The following is a 16,809-nucleotide window of genomic DNA, read 5'->3' as shown; positions in this document are numbered from 1 at the left end:
CCGTGCCCACACCCCGACGCGGTCAGCCCACCTCGGGCAGGGGCACCGACGCGAACGTGCTGCGGGTGAACCACGTCGGCAGCGCCCGGACGAGCGGTCGCGGTCCGGCGATGGCGAGGTCACCGGCCTTCACCGCACCCAGCAGGTCGCGGCGACCCATCCAGTAGTCCACCATCGTCTCGATGTGCCCCGCGACCTCCACGTCGACGTCGTGGCCCGGATCGGTCAGGCACAGGTCGACGGCCGGCGACTCCAGCACCAGCCAGAAGTGGCTCTTCCTGTCGCTCGAGCCCCTCAGGTGGAAGTGCACGACGACCCGGCTCTCGGGGAGCGCGTCGGTGTCCACGTTGCGGTGGATGTCCCACATGAGCAGCGAGGCGTCGTAGTGCTTGGCGATCACGTCCCCCCTCGCCCAGCGCTGCCCCCACATGCCCAGCGACTCGATGACGGGCCGGAGCTCCTCGCCCGCGGCCGTGAGGTGGTACTCGCCGCCGACGTGGTCGACGACACCGACGCGCTCGAGGGTCTTGAGCCGCTTGGACAGCAGCGCCGGTGACATGAGCGGGACCCCGCGACGGAGGTCGTTGAAACGCGTGCTGCCGCACAGGAGCTCCCGGACCACGAGGGGCGTCCACCTCTCGGTGAGCACCTCCGAGGCCATCGCCACTGGGCAGAACTGACCGTAGGTGGTTGCCATCTCCCGACGGTAGGACCGCTATGGGTTCTGTACCAGTACAGGATCGATACTCGCGCGCCACTCCTCCACCCACGGACGCTGGTCGGGCAGCACCCACCCACGGAGGAGAGACCCATGACCACGCTCGAGATGCCCACCACCGAGGCCCTCGCCGGCGACTTCGCCGGCGACCTCATCACCCCCGACCACCCGGCGTACGACGACCAGCGCCGCATCTGGAACGGCGAGATCGACCGCCGTCCGGCGCTGCTCGCCCGCTGCGAGGGAGCCAGCGACGTGGCCGCGGCCCTGCGCTGGGCGCGCGCCCACGACCTGCCGGTGGCCGTACGCGGGGGCGGCCACGGGATCGCCGGCCACTCGCTGGTCGACGACGGCGTCGTCGTCGACCTGTCCGGCATGCGGGGCACGGTGGTGGACCCGGTGGCCCGCACCGTGTCCGCGCAGGGCGGAGCGCTCAACGCCCACGTCGACCGGGAGAGCCAGGCCTTCGGGCTGGCCATGACCAGCGGCTACATCAGCCACACCGGCATCGGCGGTCTGACGCTCGGCGGCGGCATCGGGCACCTGATGCGCAAGACAGGCCTGGCGATCGACGCCCTGCGCTCGTGCCAGGTCGTCACCGCCGACGGGGACATCGTGCGGGCCTCGGCGGACGAGAACCCGGACCTGTTCTGGGGCCTGCGCGGTGGCGGCGGCAACTTCGGCGTCGTCACGGACTTCACCTTCGAGCTCCAGCCGCTCGGGCCGACGATCCTGGCCGGGCTCGTCGCCTGGCCCGCCGACCAGGCACCGGCGGTGCTCGCGTTCCTGCGCGACTTCATCGCCGACGCACCCGATGAGGTCGGCCTGATGGCCAACCTGCGGCTGGCCCCGGCGTTGCCGCTCTTCCCCGAGCACCTCCACGGCAAGCCGATCATCGGCCTGGTGGCGACCTACGCCGGACCGGTCGAGGACGGCGAGCGGGTGCTCGCCCCGGTGCGGGCGCTGGGCACCCCGGTGCTCGACACGGTCGCGCCGAAGCCCTACGTCGCCCACCAGAAGTTCCTCGACCCGGCGGTGCCGCACGGGCGGCACTACTACTGGAAGTCGCACCGGCTCGGCCCGCTCACCGACGCGGTCATCGACACGATCTGCGAGCACCTCGCCACCATCAGCAGCCCGCTGTCGACCGTGCCGATCTTCAGCTTCGGCGGCGCCATGAGCCGGGTGCCCGACGACGCCACCGCCTTCCCCCACCGCGACGCCAGCCACGACATCAACATCGTCGCCTCGTGGCTGCCGGAGCAGGCCGGCGACGCCGACCGGCACCGGGCCTGGGTGCGCGGCTTCTTCGACGCGCTGGCCCCGCACAGCCGCGGCGTGTACGTGAACTTCACCAGCGACGACGCCCAGGCGCGGGTGCAGGAGGCGTACAGCCCCGAGCAGTGGTCGCGGCTGCGGACGCTGAAGACCGCGTGGGACCCCGCCAACGTCTTCCGGGGGAACGCCAACATCCCGCCGCTGGGGTGACCCTGTCGGACCGCGGGCCGACACCATGCAGGCAGTTCGGGGCTCGGGGGCCCACGACCACGCTCAGCCGAGGCCGCGCGGTCCCCAACTGCCTGCACGGTGCACGTCCGTCGCATCGCGAGGCTAGGGTCGCGCCATGAAGTGGGTGGCGCTGCTCCTCGCAGTGGTCGCGGGCCTCGGCTTCGCCGCGGACCGGGCTTTCTCGCCGGCCGGTCCCCTCGAGGACTGCTCGGGCGCCTTCACTCCCGGCGGTCTCGTCGGGGAGCACGACCCCGGCGCTGCCACCGCGGACGCCGCCGTGGCCGGCTTCCTCGAGGACGCCGACCACTGGACGTCGGAGTCGTCGCGCACCTACGTCGACGTCGTCACCTACACGACCTACGACGCCGACGACCGACCCCTCGTGGTCGTCGAGGCCGAGCACCGGGTGCCGAAGGGCTGGTTCGTCGGCCGGACGACCACCTGCGACTGACCCAGCTGCTCACCGCCGCGACCGCCGGCAGGATCACGCACACCACGGCCGTCGTCGCGGCTCCGTGCACGGAGGTGACGAGCGAGGCCGCCATTGCGGCGAGGGCGACGGTCACGACCAGCGCCGACACCACGACCACCCCGGTCAGGAACACCGGCCAACGCGGCACCCGCGACGGGCGTACGCCGAGTGCCGTCGCCGGCAGCGCCAGTGCCGTTCCGGCGAGCCAGAGCAACCAGGCGTTGCGCCAGCGCCCGGGGTCCTCGAGCGTCCCGCACGGCGCGACGTTGCACGAGCCTCCGGCGATCAGCTCGGGCTGCGGCGGAGCCCACACGCTCGCTGCGGCCATCAGCGCGACGCCGACGCCCATCAGCACCCACCACCCCCGAGATGTCACGCCCCGATCCTGTCACCGGAGCGTCATACCGATCCGCACGCATGGGTCCGGATCGGTATGACGCAGGGAGGCTCAGTAGGACTTCGGCAGCCCCAGGGAGTGCATCGCGACGAAGTTGAGGATCATCTCCCGGCTCACCGGGGCGATCCGACCGGCCCGCGCGGCGACGAGGAGGCCGGCCATGCCGTACTCCTGAGTGATGCCGTTGCCGCCGTGGGTCTGCACCGCCGCGTCGACCGCGTGCACGGCGGCCTCCGCTGCGGCGTACTTCGCCATGTTGGCCGCCTCGCCCGCCGCCATGTCGTCGCCGGCGTCGACGAGCGCGGACGCCTTCTGCGTCATCAGTCGGGCCAGCTCGTTCTCGATGTGTGCCATCGCGAGCGGGTGGGCGATCGCCTGGTGGGAGCCGATCGGGGCCTTGAAGACGGTGCGCTCGCGGGCGTACGCCGACGCCTTCTCGAGGGCGTGGCGCGCCAGCCCGGTGGAGAAGGAGGCCGCCATGATCCGCTCGGGGTTGAGCCCGGCGAAGAGCTGCACCAGCCCACCGTCCTCGTCGCCGACGAGCGCGTCCGCGGGCAGGCGGACGTCGTCGATGAAGACCTGGAACTGCTTCTCCGGGCTGACGATCTCCATCGGGATCGCGGTGAACTCGAAGCCCGCGGAGTCCGTCGGCACCACGAAGAGGCAGGGCTTGAGCTTGCCCGTCCTCGCGTCCTCGGTGCGCGCGACGACCAGGACGTTCTCGGCCTCGTCGACGCCGGAGATGTAGATCTTCTGGCCCTTCAGCACCCACTCGTCACCGTCGCGGCGCGCGGTGGTGGTGATGTTGTGGGAGTTGGTGCCGGCGTCGGGCTCGGTGATCGCGAACGCCATGGTCGCGGTGCCGTCGCAGATCCCGGGGAGCCAGCGCTGCTTCTGCTCCTCGGTGCCGTAGCGCGCGATCACGGTGCCGCAGATGGCCGGGCTGACGACCATCATCAGCAGCGGGCAGCCCTCCGCGGCGAGCTCCTCGCAGACCGCGGCCACGTCGCCGATGCCGCCGCCACCGCCCCCGTACTCCTCGGGGATGTTGATCCCGAGGTAGCCGGCCTTGGCGATCTCCATCCACAGCTCGGTGGTCTTCTCGCCGGAGCGCGCCCGCTCGACGAACCAGTCGCGGCCGTAGCCCTTCGCCAGTCGGGCGACCTGGCGCCTGAGCTCGAGGCGCTCGTCGGTCTCGGTGTAGGTGCTCATGCCCGTACTCGCTTCGCTCCGTGCGCGCACGAGGCACCGTGCGGCCTGTGCTGGATGACTCGCTCGCTTCGCTCGCTCATGCGGTGTGCCCTTCCTCGACTACTGCCAGGACCTCCCCGGACGCGACCTGCGCACCGGGCTCGACGTTGATCTCGGTGACCGTGCCGTCGTGCGGCGCGGTCACGGTGTGCTGCATCTTCATGGCCTCGAGGACCAGGACGGCGTCGCCCGCGACCACCTCGGCACCGGCCTCGACCTTGACGGCCACGACGGTGCCGGGCATCGGCGCGAGCAGCGATCCGCTCGCCACCGCGTCCGCGGGGTCGGTGAAGCGCGGCACCTCTCGTAGACGCGCGGACCGAAGTGGTCCGTCGACCCAGACCTCACGCGGGCCGCCGGGGCGCTCGGACGAGATGTGTCCGCGCGTCTCCGTGGTGACGCCGTCGACCTCGAGCCGCGCATGCGTGGGCGACACCTCGAGGACGATCGCGCCGTCGACCACGAACCCGTCGCGGGTGCCCCACCACTCGACCGGCTCGTGGCCGTCGAACGTCGTGCGCTGGGGCTGGCTGACCACGTTGCGCCACGCGGCGGGCACGCCCTGCTGGACCGTACGCCGGGCCGCGTCGTCGGCGGCCAGCATGAGCGCGCCGGCCACGAGCGTCGCGTGGTCGAGGTCCTGCACGTCCGCAGCCGTGCGCGACTCGAGCCACGTCGTCGTCATCTCGCCGGCCACGAAGACCGGGTCGGTGAGGATCTCGACGAGCTGGTCGCGGTTGGTGGTGACCCCGTGGATGCGCGCCCGCCGCAGCGCCGCGACGAGCATCCGGATCGCCTGCTCGCGGGTGGGCGCCCAGGCCATGACCTTGGCGAGCATCGCGTCGTAGAAGGTCGAGACGTCGTCCCCGGACGCGAAGCCGCTGTCGACCCGGACGCCCGATCGGGACAGCGGCGCGAGCTCGGCGTCCGAGGGAAGGTCGAAGGTGACCAGCCGCCCGCTCTGGGGGACGTACGCCGAGTCCTCGGCGTAGAGGCGGACCTCGATCGCGTGCCCCCCGGCCGGCGTCCGCTCGAGGTCGACGGCCTGCTCCTCGGCGACGGACAGCTGGAGCTCGACGAGGTCGACCCCCTGCACGAGCTCGGTGACCGGGTGCTCGACCTGGAGACGGGTGTTCATCTCGAGGAAGAAGTAGCGGTCGGCGGCGGGGTCGTAGAGGAACTCCACCGTCCCGGCGCCGCGGTAGCCGATGTCGCTGGCGAGCCGCTCGGCCGCCTCGCACATGGCCGCCTCGGTGGCCGCGGGCAGCTCCGGGGCCGGCGCCTCCTCGACCACCTTCTGGTGGCGCCGCTGGACCGAGCAGTCGCGGGTGCCGAGGGCGATCGTGCGGTCCGCGCCCGAGACGACCTGCACCTCGACGTGCCGCCCGGCCTCGACGTACGGCTCGACGAAGACGGTGCCGTCGCCGAAGGCCGACTCGGCCTCGGCGCGTGCGGCCTCGATCTCGACCTCGAGCCGGTCGAGGGAGCGTACGACGCGCATGCCGCGGCCACCGCCACCGGCGGACGCCTTGACCAGCAAGGGCAGGTCGGACTCGGTCGGGTCAGCGGGGGCCGAGAGCACGGGGACGCCCGCCTTCGCGGCGATCTCCTTGGCGCGCACCTTGTCGCCCATCGCCTCGATGGCCTCGGGCGGTGGGCCGACCCACGTCAGCCCGGCGTCGATCACGGCCCGGGCGAAGTCGGCGTTCTCGGACAGGAAGCCGTAGCCGGGGTGGACCGCGTCGGCCCCGGACCTGCGCGCGGCCTCGACGACCAGGTCGATGCGGAGGTAGGTGTCGGCGGGCGCGTTGCCCGGCAGGCGTACGGCGCGGTCGGCCTCGGCCACGAACGGCAGGCCGGCGTCGGCGTCGGAGTGCACCGCCACGGTCTCGATGCCGAGGCGGCGGCAGGTGGCGAAGACGCGACGGGCGATCTCGCCACGGTTGGCGACCAGCAGTCTGGAGATCACGGCCGGAACACCCCGAATCCCTCGGCGCCCTTGATCGGCGCGTTCTCGATGACGCTCAGGCAGATGGCGAGCACGGTGCGGGTGTCGCGGGGGTCGATGACGCCGTCGTCGTAGAGCATCCCGGACAGCGCGTAGGGCAGCGACTGCTCCTCCACCATCTGCTCGACCATCGCGCGCATGCCGGCGTCGCCCTCCTCGTCGTAGGCCTGGCCCTTCGCCTCGGCGGCGGCGCGGGCGACGATCGACAGCACGCCGGCGAGCTGCGCCGGTCCCATCACCGCGGACTTCGCGCTGGGCCAGGTGAAGAGGAAGCGCGGGTCGAAGGCGCGGCCGTTCATGCCGTAGTTGCCGGCGCCGTAGGACGCGCCCATGATCACACTGAGGTGCGGCACGGTGGAGTTGGAGACGGCGTTGATCATCATCGCGCCGTGCTTGATGATGCCGCCCTGCTCGTAGTCCTTGCCGACCATGTAGCCGGTGGTGTTGTGCAGGAACAGCAGGGGGGTGTCGGAGGAGTTGGCGAGCTGGATGAACTGCGTCGCCTTCTGCGCCTCCTCGGAGAACAGCACGCCCTGGGCGTTGGCGAGGATGCCGATCGGGCGGCCGTGGATCTCGGCCCAGCCCGTGACGAGCGAGGTGCCGTAGAGCGGCTTGAACTCGTCGAAGGGCCGTCCGTTGTGCTCGCTCGCACCGTCGACGATCCGGACGATCACCTCGCGCGGGTCGAAGGGCTCCTTGAGGTCGGTCGGGATCAGGTCGAGCAGGCCCTCGGGGTCGGCGTCGGGGTCGGCGAACGACCCTCGGCGGGAACCACCGGCTGACCGGTGGTTCCCGAGCTTCTCGCCCGCTGCAACGGCCGAGAACCCGCTGGAAAGGACTGGAACCCCAGCCGTACGCCCCCGGTTGAGGCGGACCACGATCCGCCGCCCGATCCGGATGGCGTCGTGCTCGTCCTCGGCGAGGTAGTCGGCGAGGCCGGAGACCCGGGCGTGCATCTCGGCACCGCCGAGCGACTCGTCGTCGGACTCCTCGCCGGTGGCCATCTTCACCAGGGGCGGGCCGCCGAGGAACACCTTCGCCCCGCCGCGCACGAAGACGGTGTAGTCGCTCATGCCGGGGACGTACGCCCCGCCGGCCGTCGAGTTGCCGAAGACGAGCGCGATCGTCGGCTGGCGTCGCGCCGAGGCCCGCGTCAGGTCGCGGAACAGCTTGCCGCCGGGGATGAAGATCTCCTTCTGGGTCGGCAGGTCCGCGCCGCCCGACTCGACCAGCGAGATCGTGGGGAGGTTGTTCTCCTCGGCGATCTGCGAGGCGCGGAAGATCTTCCGCACCGTCCACGGGTTCGAGGCGCCGCCCTTCACCGTCGGGTCGTTGGCGCTGATCATGCACTCGACGCCCTCGACCACGCCTATCCCGGTGACGACGGAGGCGCCGACGGTGAAGTCGGAGCCCCAGCCCGCCAGCGGCGAGAGCTCGAGGAAGGCCGACCCGGGGTCGACGAGGAGCTCGATGCGCTCGCGTGCGGTCAGCTTGCCGCGCGCGTGGTGGCGCTCGACGTACTTCTCGCCACCGCCGGCCACGGCGATCCCGTGCTGGGCGTCGAGGTCGGCGAGCTTCTCGAGCATCGCGACGCGGTTGGGTCTCGATACGCCTCCTCGTTCCTCGTCGGCTACTCGACCACCGAGGGCGGTCATGCCTCGACCACCGCCTTCATCCGCTCCAGCGTGGTGCGCATCCCGCGGCGGTTCGTACGCCGCCGGAGCGGACCGAGCACCAGCCAGTAGAGGCGCGTCGGGAGGTTCGGCTCCATGCGGAAGTACTCCGTCACGAGGGTGCCGCCGTCCTTCGGCTCGAGCCGGTAGCCCCAGTTGTTGACGGTCACCGCGTCGGTGCCGACGGAGAACTCGAAGACCCTCTCGGGCTCGCAGGCGGTGACGCGGCACGGCGACCAGTACGTCGGGCCCACGCCGTTGCGCTTCACGTGGCCGGCGAAGTAGGCGCCGACCTCGGGTCCGGTCGAGCCGCGGGTCCACTTCGCCTCGAACGTCTCGGGGCTGAACTCCCCGATCCGGGTGACGTCGCTGACGAGGTCCCAGACCTCGGCGGGCGGGGCGTCCATCCAGACCGACACCTCATCGCCCAGGGACGGCAGCTTGATCATCGCTTTCCTCTCATCACGCATAACCCATCAGCTTCGCCGTCAGGTCGCGCAGCACCTCGTCGGCGCCGCCCCCGATCGGCAGGATCCGGGCGTCGCGGTAGTGCCGCTCCACCTCGGTCCCGTGCATGTATCCGGAGCCGCCGAACATCTGGACGGCCCGGTCGCAGACGTACGCCGCGCAGTCGACCGCCGTCTGCTTGGCCAGGCACGCCTCGGCCACGACGAGCTCGCCCGCGACGTGCCGGGCGGCGACCGCACGCGTGTAGGTCCGCGCCACCTCGACCTGGCGGCGCATCTCGACCAGCGTGTGCTGGACCGTCTGGTTGGCGACGAGCGGCCGACCGAAGGTCTCCCGCTCGCGGGCGTACGCCGCGGCGAGGTCGAGCGACCGCGCGGCGATCCCGTAGCCGTGGACCGCGAGCGCGATCCGCTCGACGACGAACTGGTCGGCGATCTGCCCGAAGCCCGAACCCTCCTCGCCGACGAGGTTCGCGGCGGGGACGCGGCAGTCGACGTAGGACAGCTCGGCGGTGTCGGAGCAGTGCCAGCCCATCTTGCGCAGGCCGCGGTCGACGGTGAAGCCGGGCGTGCCCTTCTCGACGACGAGCAGCGAGATCCCGCCGTGGCCGGGTCCTCCGGTGCGGACCGCGGTGGTGACGAAGTCGGCGCGGACGCCGGAGGTGATGAAGGTCTTGGCGCCGTTGACGACGTAGTGGTCGCCGTCGCGGACCGCGGTCGTGCGCAGGCGCGCGACGTCGGACCCGCCGCCCGGCTCGGTGATCGCGAGCGAGCCGATCAGCCTGCCTGCCAGCGTGGGGCGGACGAAGCGGTCGACGAGGTCGGTGTCGCCGCTGGCCGCGATGTGCGGCAGCGCGATGCCGGCGGTGAACAGGCCCGCCATCAGCCCGCTCGACGCACCGGCGTCGAACATCGCCTCCTGGAGCGCGAGCGAGTCCAGCAGGTCACCGCCACCGCCGCCGACCTCCTCGGGGAAGGCGACGCCGATGAGCCCGAGGTCGCCGGCAGTGCGGTGCAGCTCGCGCGGGATCTCCCCGGCGTCCTCCCACTCCTGCAGGTGCGGGGCGACCTCGCGGCGGACGAACTCCGCCCCGGTGGCCCGCAGGGCCTCGTGCTCCGTGCACGCTGGTTGAGCACCGAGCGAAGCGAGCGTGTCGAAACCCGGATCCATCACGTCAGGCTCACCTCGATCGACACCAGCCGCGACCGCAGGAACTCCGCGAGCCCCTTGGCCTGCGGATCGAAGCGAGTCGACGCCGCGACGCCCTCGCCGAGCAGGCCGTGGACGACGAGGTTGACCGCGCCGAGGTGCGGCAGCAGCCACACGTCGACGTCGAGGTCGGCGGCCTCGGGCAGCAGCGTGGGGATCCCGCGCGGCGACATCAGCTTGAACAGCCACTGCACCCGCGCGTCGTACGTCTCCCGGTCGCTGCCGTCGTGGGCGACCCAGAGGCCGATGTTGGCGTCGCCGCCCTTGTCGCCGGAACGGGCGTGGACGAACGTGCCCAAGGGCAGTCGGCGGGTGAGGGTGTCGTGCCGCCCGGGATAGGGCGAGGGGCCCGCGCCGGGGGCCTCGCCGTCGGAGCCGTACGTGCCGGGGTCGGCGACGACCTCACGCCGGCCGTCGGCGTGGACGACGGTGTGCGTGACGTCCGCGCGGTCGACGTACGCCGCCCGGTAGACGCCGTAGGGGGTCGCGGGCGCGGGCGGCGCCGTCATCGTGAACCCGGGGTAGGAGCCGAGTGCGAGCTCGACCGCGGCCGCGGTGAACGCGCGACCGACCGGGTCGGGCGAGGGGTCCTTGACGGTGCACCGCAGCAACGCGGAGGCGGCCTCCTCGGTGTCGGCGTCCGCAGGCGGGACCCGTACGTCGGACCAGGTCACCTCGGCCGCGGTCAGCCGCGGTCCGAGCTGCTCGCGCACCCAAGCGGCCTTGGCCTCGACGTCGAGCCCGGTCAGCACGAGCTCGAGGCTGTTGCGCCAGCCGCCGAGCTCGTTGACGCAGACCTTGAGACGCTCGGGCGGCGCCTCGCCGACGACCCCGCCGACGGCGACGCGGTCCTCGGCCTCCTGCTCGAGCCGCACCGAGTCGAGGTGCACGGTGACGTCGGGGCCGAGGTAGCGCGTGGACTGGATCTCGTAGACCAGCTGCGCGGTGACGGTGTCGACCGTGACCGCGCCACCGGTGCCGGCGTGCTTGGTGATCACGCTGGAGCCGTCGGAGGCGACCTCGGCGACCGGGAAGCCCAGCGGCCGGTCGCGGTGGGGCAGGTCGAGGAAGCCGCTGAAGTTGCCGCCCGTCGCCTGGGTGCCGCACTCGATGACGTGCCCGGCGACGACCGCGCCGGCCAGCGCGTCGTACGCCGTCGCGTCCCACGCGTGGTGCGCGATCGCCGGGCCGACGACGAGCGAGGCGTCGGTGACGCGACCCGTGACGACGACGTCGGCGCCGGCGGTGAGGGCGGCGGCGATGCCGAAACCGCCGAGGTAGGCGTTGGCCGTGAGCGCGCCGTCCCACCCGTGCCGGGTGGACAGGTGGCGTACGTCGTCGCCCTCGACGTGGGCGACCTGCGGGTCGAGGCCGAGGCCCTTCGCGACCTCGCGGACCTTGTCGGCGAGGCCGGCGGGGTTGAGGCCGCCGGCGTTGGCGACGATCCGCACCCCCCGCTCGAGCGCGAGGCCGAGGCAGTCCTCGAGCTGGCGGACGAAGGTGCGGGCGTAGCCGAGCGAGGGGTCCTTGAGCTGGTCCTTGCCGAGGATGAGCATGGTGAGCTCGGCGAGGTAGTCGCCGGTGAGGACGTCGAGCTCTCCCCCCTCGAGCATCTCCCGCATCGCGCTCAGGCGGTCGCCGTAGAAGCCGGAGCAGTTGCCGATCCGGACCACGTCCGTCATCGCGGCGCCCTCCCCTCGCCCGGCTGCCCGGCGAACGCCTGGGCGATGTCGAGCCAGCGGTCGACGTCGGCGCCGCTCGCGACGAGGTCGGTGTCGGCGCGGTGGACGCGCTGGGTGACCAGCCGGCAGAAGTCGCCGGCGCTGCCGGTCAGCGTCTGGCCCGCGTCCTCGGGACCCCACGACCACACCTCACCCGACGGCGAGGCCAGGTCGATGCGGAACTCGTCGGCCGGCGGCTCGAGCCCGTGGACGGAGAAGGCGAAGTTGCGGGTGCGTACGCCGAGGTGGGCGACGTGGCGGATCCGGTCGGTGTCCTCGACGTCTGCGCCGAGGGCCTCGTGGACGTCGAGGCTGTGGGCCCACGTCTCCATCAGCCGGGCGGTCGCCATCGACGTGGGCGACATGGGCGGGCCGAACCACGGCATCTTCTCGCCCTGCGGCATCGCGACCAGCGCGTCCCGGAGGTCGGCGCGGGCGCGACGCCACCGCGCCAGCAGGTCGGGCTCGTGGGCCAGCGCCAGCGCCTGCGCGTCGACGAAGCCGGCCGGGTCGGCGATGGCGTCGAGGACGACGGCGTCCCAGGCCTCCTTGTCGGTGGCCGCCTTCAGCGCCACTACGTCGGTCCAGGCGAGGTGGGCGACCTGGGTCGCGACGTCCCAGCCGGGGGCCGGGGTGGGCGTGCGCCAGCCGTCGTCGTCGAGGCCGGCGACGAGCTGCTCGAGCCGGTCCCCCTCGGCCTCGAGGTCGACGAGCACCTGGGTCAGGACGTCGGTCATCGGGGGCTCCTGCACGGGGCGAGCTCCTTGTCCAGCACGTCGGCCCACTCGCGCAGGATGCGCCGGCGCCGGGCCGAGTCGTCGGTGATCGTCGAGGCCAGCCCCAGGCCGCGGACCAGGTCGAGGGTCGCCTGCACCAGCTCGCGCACCCCCGGCCTCGACTCGTCGGCGCCGAGCGCGGCGACCGTCATCCGGTGCGCCTCGCGGCCGACCCGCTGCTCCAGCGGCCCGACCGCCGCGAGCAGCTCGGCGTCGGTGCGGGCCGCGACCCACAGCTCGAGCGCCGCGGCGAAGACCGGTGAGGAGAAGTGGTCGCCCAGCATCTCGACGACGGCGCGCGTACGCCTCCCGCCGGCCGGCAGCTCGGCGACCGCCGCGGCCAGCTCGGCGCCGCGGCGCTCGGTGAGGTGCTCGACGGCGGCCACGACCAGGTCGTTCTTGGTCGGGAAGTGGTGCAGCTGCGCTCCCCGGCTCACCCCGGCCCGCTCGGAGACCAGCGTGGTCGAGGTCCCGGCGAACCCGCGCTCGACGAGCAGCTCGACGGTGGCCTCGAGCAGCCGGGCCCGCATGGCACGGGACCGATCGGCCTGCGGAACGCGGGCCGCCGGCGCGGTCGGGCTCTGGGCGGGGGTCACGGGGCAAGCCTGCCTCCCCACAAACAAACAGTCAAGCCTGACTTTTTGTTCGTGGTCTCACCCCGCTGCCGGCGACACCTGGGTGACGGTCTGCAAGGCTCCGCACGCCGATTCCGACCCCTGCCAGAGATCACCGTCAGGCACCGAGGCCCGCCAGGCGTACCAACCGGCCTCCGGCACCGAGAAGCTGAGCGACCTGAAGGTCCCGTTGCCCGGCCGGGTCTGCCGGACCAGCTGATGGCTTCCGGCACACGTGACCCCGCCGATGGCGAACGGGCCGTACAGGCGGACGGTGACCTCCACAGGACCCCCGAAGGGGAGCCCGGTCAGGGTCACCTGGGCATCGACGGCGTCGTGGGTCACGGCACCCGAGGGAGCGACCACCGCGAGGGACGTCAGACCTCGCACCCTGACCACTGCCCCGCAGGCGGTGGTCGGTGTGCTGGCGGCCGTCCCGTCGACGTCGACGCGCCACTTGTAGTAGCCGCCCGCCGTCGGCACGACGGACGGGAGGTCGTACGTCCCGTCGTCGGCCACGGTGGCTGCGACCGCACCGACGGAGGGTCCCGTGCAGGCGGCGGCCGAGTCGGAGGCGAAGGGACCGAAGAGAGTGGCCGTCGCTCGCCGCGGGGCGCCATCGCCGTGGACCGTGCTCACGACCGCGACCGGCTCCCCCGACGTCACCGGCGACCGCTTCGCCGCCAGGGCGAGGGACTGCGGGCCGCGGACGGCAACCCGTGCGCTGGCGACGACGACCCGGCGTACGCCGCCCTCCGCCACGGCCGCCTGACCGCGGCGGTGCGCCCCGCGTACGCGCAGGCGGTGCTCGGGCACCTGTCCCACCCTTGCGACGACCGTGCGCCAGCCGGCGACCGGCGCGGCCAGTCGCACCACGGCGCGCCCGTCGTCGCCCGTGACGGCCTCGACGGGTCCCGCGGCCGGCTCGGACGCACCCCCGTCGGGCGAGGTCACCGTCACGGGCAGGCCCGGGACCGGGCCTCCGTGACCGTCGGTCACGCGCACGGTCACGGACGTGACGCCGCCGACGTCCGCCGCCGACGGGACGACGGCGACGCGGTGCCGGCCGGCGCTGGCCCGCGAGCCGCTCAGCATCAGGCGTACGTAGCGGCGCACGGTCGCCGGGTCCCCGCTCGCCCCGACCCGCGCCGCGCCGCGGGCACCACCGAGGCGCCACCCGCGGTCGCCGAGCAGGTGCAGGACCGCGGCGTCGACGGCGGCTGCCTGCCGGGCGTCGCGGTAGCCGCCGTACTTCGAGAGGATCCAGGCGGCGCGCTGGGTCTCACGTCGGGAGGGGCCACGGCGACCGGCGAGGTCGTTCGTGGGGTCCGCCCGCCGGAAGCCGGCACGATTGGGACGTCGGTCCGGGGTGATCACAAAGACGGGCGTGCGGCCGACCCGGTAGCCGCCGATCCAGCCGCCGGCGGCGTGGCCGGTCGCGGGGATCCGGTAGCCCGCCCACCGCTCGGCGCGGTCGCCGGCGGTCACGGCCGACCCGACCGGGGCGGCGACCAGGCTCGCGGCCGCGAGCAGCCCCGCGACCAACCCGGCGAGGCCGGCGAGCGGTCTCGGGGGTGTCGTCCTCGGACTGGGGCTGGTCATCGCGTGCCTCCTCAGCCCACCAGGCCCGGGTCCTGCGTGCCGGGGTCGGTGGGTCCGCTCGGCGGGCTGGGTTGCTGGCTGGGTTGGGGGTTCTGTTGCGGGTTCTGTTGCTGGGTCGCTTGCTGGGTCGCTTGCTGGGTCGCTTGCTGGGGAGGGGTCGCGGTGGGCGCCGGCGTGGGGGTCGGCGTGGGGGTCGGCGTGGGGGTCGGCGTGGGGGTCGGGCTCGGGTCCGGGCTCGGCGTGGCCCGCACGCTCGGCTCCTGCGCCGCCACGACCATGGGCGGCGCCTGCCCGGTGACCCGGACCTCGCCGGTGACGGGCGGCGCGGTCGGCGAGGTGGCCGACCACTCGTACGTGCCGCCGTCGAGCCCGGCGACGACCACCCGCTGGCCGCCGGGGGTGCGGACCACGACGGTGCGCACGACCCGGCTCCCGCTGCGGTCCGCGACCTCGACCCGGACCCGGGCCGGGCGGCGGGTGGCGCGTACGACGAAGGCGACGGCCCCGTCGGCGGCGGCGACCTGGCGTACGAGCACCTGACGGACCACGTCCGAGACGGCCGGGCCCGCCGCCTGCCCCTGCGGCGCGGCCTCGGGGACGGCCGACGGCGACGCCGGGTCCGGCCCGGGGCCGAGGTTGGCGATCGCGAGTGACGCGGCCATGACGAGGACCGCCCCCGCCGCGAGCCGGGCAGCAGCCGCTCGGGCGGTCAGGCCGGCCGGCCCGGTGGGGGGCGTGGGGTCCGGCGGGGGCGGTGACTGGGGGGATGGCTGGAGGGATGGCTGGAGGGACGGCCGGAGGGACGGCTGGGGGGATGGCGCGGCGCGCCGGGCGGACGGCTCGACGGCCTCCCGCACCGCCGCCCGCCGTGGGGCGGGGACGACGACGGGGGCGGGCTCCTGCGCGTCGACCAGGGCGACGAGCGCGGGCGACGGGACGACGCCGAGCTCGACGCGCAGGACCTCGCGGTAGCGCTCGAGCTCGCGGACCGCGCCGGCCCGGTCGCCGCGCCCGAGCAGCCCGCGGATGACCAGCTCGCTGGCGGACTCGCGCCACGGCTCGATCCGGGCGACGGCGCGGGCAGCGCCCTCGGCGAGACCGGTGTCGCCGCGCTCGAGCGCCCGGTGGGCAAGGCGCTCGAGGGAGTCGACGCGCAGCCGCTGGAGGTCGTCGCGCTGGGCCTCGACCCACTCGTCGTACCAGCCCGGCAGCAGCGGGTCGCCCGCCAGCGAGGCGAGCAACGCAGCGTCCGCGTCGGGCGTACCTGCTCGCGCCGCGGCCGCGCGCAGTCCGTCGACGTCGACGACGACGTCGGGGGCCAGGCCCACGCTCGTGCGGTCGGCGACGACGAGGCCGGGGCAGCGGTCCCGGGTCTGCGCCAGCGCCCGCCTCAGGCTGGCGAGGGCCCGTGCGTCCGTGCTCTCCGGCCACAGCGTGCCGGCGACCTGGGCACGGGCCCGCACGCCGGTCAGCGCGAGCAGGGCGCAGAGGCGCTGCTCGCGCCCGCCGAGCGCGACGTCGTGTCCGTCCACGACGAGCTGCCACCCGCCGAGGAGGCTCAGGCGACGTTCAGCGACGTGCCTGGTGTCCGGCATGGTCGATCACCGAGATCTCCCTCTCCCTGTCCCGCTGCCACCGATCCGGGCTGCGGGCACTCCCCTGCGGACAGACCTTGCCGGTGCTCCACCCCTTCGGGGGGTACGGAGGCCCGTTATCCCCACGATTGGGGTCGACGTCTGGACCGGTCCCGGATATCCGGCGACCGGTCACGCACCGGTCACGCGCGAGTCACGCACCCCCCGCTGCGATGTGCCACCAGACCGACCGCACCTCGGGGGGAGGTGAACACCATGCGGGAACTCTCACTCGCCGAGCTCGACACCGAGCGCACCGAGCTTCTTCCGACCCGGGAGACGCTGACCTTCGGCAACTACAACTGGGCCAACATCGTGGCGAACAACTCGTCGATGGCCCTCAACGCCGCGTCCCTGTACGCCGTCGCGAACAGCGCCGCCGGCCAGACGATCGTCGTGACCCAGGGCTGACGGCCCCGGCGTGGCCTTCCCGAGGGAGGGGAGGCCACGCCGAGCACGCCGCCCGCCGAGATCCGAGCAGCAGGAGAGGAGGTGAACCGGCATGGTCCGACGACCCGACCTCGTCATGGCCGACCTCGACGCCGAGACGGCCACGCCGTTGCCCCGGCGGGAGACGTTGAGCTGCCAGTTCGCGTGCGTCAACGTCACCAACATCGTGGGCGTCAACCTCGCCCTCGCCGTCAACGCGGCCACGATCAACTCGCAGGCCGAGGCACTCGCCCTGCAGTACCTGGCCTCCGTGCAGACGCACATGCACTAGGCGCCGACCGCCCGAGGGACCCGGCGGCGGATGCGT

General features: G+C 73.4%; 15 protein-coding genes. 4 read left to right on the top strand and 11 right to left on the bottom strand.

Annotated features, from left to right (window positions below; genetic code table 11):
- Nucleotides 1–22 precede the first annotated feature (22 nt).
- Nucleotides 23–697 (bottom strand): winged helix-turn-helix transcriptional regulator, encoded by a 675-nt coding sequence (locus IEZ24_RS04795; RefSeq protein WP_129453084.1) that lies wholly within the window; start codon nucleotides 695–697, stop codon nucleotides 23–25.
- A gap of 114 nt (nucleotides 698–811) precedes the next feature.
- Between IEZ24_RS04795 and IEZ24_RS04790 the strand changes: the two genes are divergently transcribed.
- Both IEZ24_RS04790 and IEZ24_RS04785 read left to right on the top strand, forming a co-directional pair.
- Nucleotides 812–2,206 carry an FAD-binding oxidoreductase gene (locus IEZ24_RS04790; protein ID WP_129453085.1) on the top strand — a complete coding sequence of 465 codons (1,395 nt, stop codon included), beginning with the start codon at nucleotides 812–814 and terminating at the stop codon, nucleotides 2,204–2,206.
- 136 nt (nucleotides 2,207–2,342) lie between these two features.
- Nucleotides 2,343–2,678: a hypothetical protein gene (locus IEZ24_RS04785; RefSeq protein WP_129453086.1), complete on the top strand. Its 336-nt coding sequence runs from the start codon at nucleotides 2,343–2,345 to the stop codon at nucleotides 2,676–2,678.
- Between the two features lie 469 nt (nucleotides 2,679–3,147).
- On the opposite strand, the gene IEZ24_RS04780 is transcribed toward IEZ24_RS04785, so the two are convergent.
- The 10 genes from IEZ24_RS04780 to IEZ24_RS04735 form a co-directional block, all read right to left on the bottom strand.
- Nucleotides 3,148–4,308 (bottom strand): acyl-CoA dehydrogenase family protein, encoded by a 1,161-nt coding sequence (locus IEZ24_RS04780; protein ID WP_129453087.1) that lies wholly within the window; start codon nucleotides 4,306–4,308, stop codon nucleotides 3,148–3,150.
- Between the two features lie 76 nt (nucleotides 4,309–4,384).
- On the bottom strand, nucleotides 4,385–6,316 hold the full coding sequence (locus IEZ24_RS04775; protein WP_129453088.1) for an acetyl/propionyl/methylcrotonyl-CoA carboxylase subunit alpha: 1,932 nt from the start codon (nucleotides 6,314–6,316) through the stop codon (nucleotides 4,385–4,387).
- Nucleotides 6,313–7,941, bottom strand: coding sequence for an acyl-CoA carboxylase subunit beta (locus IEZ24_RS04770; RefSeq protein WP_207206664.1), 1,629 nt, complete (start codon nucleotides 7,939–7,941; stop codon nucleotides 6,313–6,315). The genes IEZ24_RS04775 and IEZ24_RS04770 overlap by 4 nt, the downstream gene beginning before the upstream one ends.
- 65 nt (nucleotides 7,942–8,006) lie before the next feature.
- Nucleotides 8,007–8,477 carry an SRPBCC family protein gene (locus IEZ24_RS04765; RefSeq protein ID WP_129453090.1) on the bottom strand — a complete coding sequence of 157 codons (471 nt, stop codon included), beginning with the start codon at nucleotides 8,475–8,477 and terminating at the stop codon, nucleotides 8,007–8,009.
- Between the two features lie 13 nt (nucleotides 8,478–8,490).
- Nucleotides 8,491–9,666 carry an acyl-CoA dehydrogenase family protein gene (locus IEZ24_RS04760; RefSeq protein WP_129453091.1) on the bottom strand — a complete coding sequence of 392 codons (1,176 nt, stop codon included), beginning with the start codon at nucleotides 9,664–9,666 and terminating at the stop codon, nucleotides 8,491–8,493.
- Nucleotides 9,666–11,387 (bottom strand): acyclic terpene utilization AtuA family protein, encoded by a 1,722-nt coding sequence (locus IEZ24_RS04755; protein ID WP_129453092.1) that lies wholly within the window; start codon nucleotides 11,385–11,387, stop codon nucleotides 9,666–9,668. The genes IEZ24_RS04760 and IEZ24_RS04755 overlap by 1 nt, the downstream gene beginning before the upstream one ends.
- Nucleotides 11,384–12,163 carry a TIGR03084 family metal-binding protein gene (locus IEZ24_RS04750; protein WP_129453093.1) on the bottom strand — a complete coding sequence of 260 codons (780 nt, stop codon included), beginning with the start codon at nucleotides 12,161–12,163 and terminating at the stop codon, nucleotides 11,384–11,386. The genes IEZ24_RS04755 and IEZ24_RS04750 overlap by 4 nt, the downstream gene beginning before the upstream one ends.
- Nucleotides 12,160–12,798, bottom strand: a complete 639-nt coding sequence (locus tag IEZ24_RS04745; protein ID WP_318151913.1) for a TetR/AcrR family transcriptional regulator — start codon at nucleotides 12,796–12,798, stop codon at nucleotides 12,160–12,162. The genes IEZ24_RS04750 and IEZ24_RS04745 overlap by 4 nt, the downstream gene beginning before the upstream one ends.
- A 57-nt stretch (nucleotides 12,799–12,855) precedes the next feature.
- On the bottom strand, nucleotides 12,856–14,418 hold the full coding sequence (locus tag IEZ24_RS04740; protein ID WP_129453094.1) for an Ig-like domain-containing protein: 1,563 nt from the start codon (nucleotides 14,416–14,418) through the stop codon (nucleotides 12,856–12,858).
- Between the two features lie 11 nt (nucleotides 14,419–14,429).
- Nucleotides 14,430–16,013, bottom strand: coding sequence for an AfsR/SARP family transcriptional regulator (locus tag IEZ24_RS04735; protein ID WP_129453095.1), 1,584 nt, complete (start codon nucleotides 16,011–16,013; stop codon nucleotides 14,430–14,432).
- 255 nt (nucleotides 16,014–16,268) lie between these two features.
- On the opposite strand from IEZ24_RS04735, the gene IEZ24_RS04730 reads away from it, so the two are divergent.
- On the top strand, nucleotides 16,269–16,463 hold the full coding sequence (locus IEZ24_RS04730; RefSeq protein ID WP_129453096.1) for a hypothetical protein: 195 nt from the start codon (nucleotides 16,269–16,271) through the stop codon (nucleotides 16,461–16,463).
- A 91-nt stretch (nucleotides 16,464–16,554) separates the two neighbouring features.
- The gene (locus tag IEZ24_RS04725) at nucleotides 16,555–16,773 is read left to right on the top strand and encodes a hypothetical protein (RefSeq protein WP_129453097.1); all 219 of its coding nucleotides are present in this window, start codon (nucleotides 16,555–16,557) and stop codon (nucleotides 16,771–16,773) included.
- Nucleotides 16,774–16,809 lie beyond the last annotated feature (36 nt).

This window comes from Nocardioides ganghwensis (assembly GCF_014779655.1).
Taxonomy (GTDB): Bacteria; Actinomycetota; Actinomycetes; order Propionibacteriales; family Nocardioidaceae; genus Nocardioides; species Nocardioides ganghwensis.
The sequence above is the reverse complement of the archived record's forward strand: the minus strand, read 5'-3'. Positions and strand labels throughout refer to the sequence as shown.

What these genes read in the sequence shown, in the direction of transcription:
- IEZ24_RS04795 (WP_129453084.1), bottom strand. Translation starts at nt 697, where the DNA reads ATGGCAACCACCTACGGTCAGTTCTGCCCAGTGGCGATGGCCTCGGAG.
- IEZ24_RS04790 (WP_129453085.1), top strand. Translation starts at nt 812, where the DNA reads ATGACCACGCTCGAGATGCCCACCACCGAGGCCCTCGCCGGCGACTTC.
- IEZ24_RS04785 (WP_129453086.1), top strand. Translation starts at nt 2,343, where the DNA reads ATGAAGTGGGTGGCGCTGCTCCTCGCAGTGGTCGCGGGCCTCGGCTTC.
- IEZ24_RS04780 (WP_129453087.1), bottom strand. Translation starts at nt 4,308, where the DNA reads ATGAGCACCTACACCGAGACCGACGAGCGCCTCGAGCTCAGGCGCCAG.
- IEZ24_RS04770 (WP_207206664.1), bottom strand. Translation starts at nt 7,941, where the DNA reads ATGCTCGAGAAGCTCGCCGACCTCGACGCCCAGCACGGGATCGCCGTG.
- IEZ24_RS04765 (WP_129453090.1), bottom strand. Translation starts at nt 8,477, where the DNA reads ATGATCAAGCTGCCGTCCCTGGGCGATGAGGTGTCGGTCTGGATGGAC.
- IEZ24_RS04760 (WP_129453091.1), bottom strand. Translation starts at nt 9,666, where the DNA reads ATGGATCCGGGTTTCGACACGCTCGCTTCGCTCGGTGCTCAACCAGCG.
- IEZ24_RS04755 (WP_129453092.1), bottom strand. Translation starts at nt 11,387, where the DNA reads ATGACGGACGTGGTCCGGATCGGCAACTGCTCCGGCTTCTACGGCGAC.
- IEZ24_RS04750 (WP_129453093.1), bottom strand. Translation starts at nt 12,163, where the DNA reads ATGACCGACGTCCTGACCCAGGTGCTCGTCGACCTCGAGGCCGAGGGG.
- IEZ24_RS04740 (WP_129453094.1), bottom strand. Translation starts at nt 14,418, where the DNA reads ATGACCAGCCCCAGTCCGAGGACGACACCCCCGAGACCGCTCGCCGGC.
- IEZ24_RS04735 (WP_129453095.1), bottom strand. Translation starts at nt 16,013, where the DNA reads ATGCCGGACACCAGGCACGTCGCTGAACGTCGCCTGAGCCTCCTCGGC.
- IEZ24_RS04730 (WP_129453096.1), top strand. Translation starts at nt 16,269, where the DNA reads ATGCGGGAACTCTCACTCGCCGAGCTCGACACCGAGCGCACCGAGCTT.
- IEZ24_RS04725 (WP_129453097.1), top strand. Translation starts at nt 16,555, where the DNA reads ATGGTCCGACGACCCGACCTCGTCATGGCCGACCTCGACGCCGAGACG.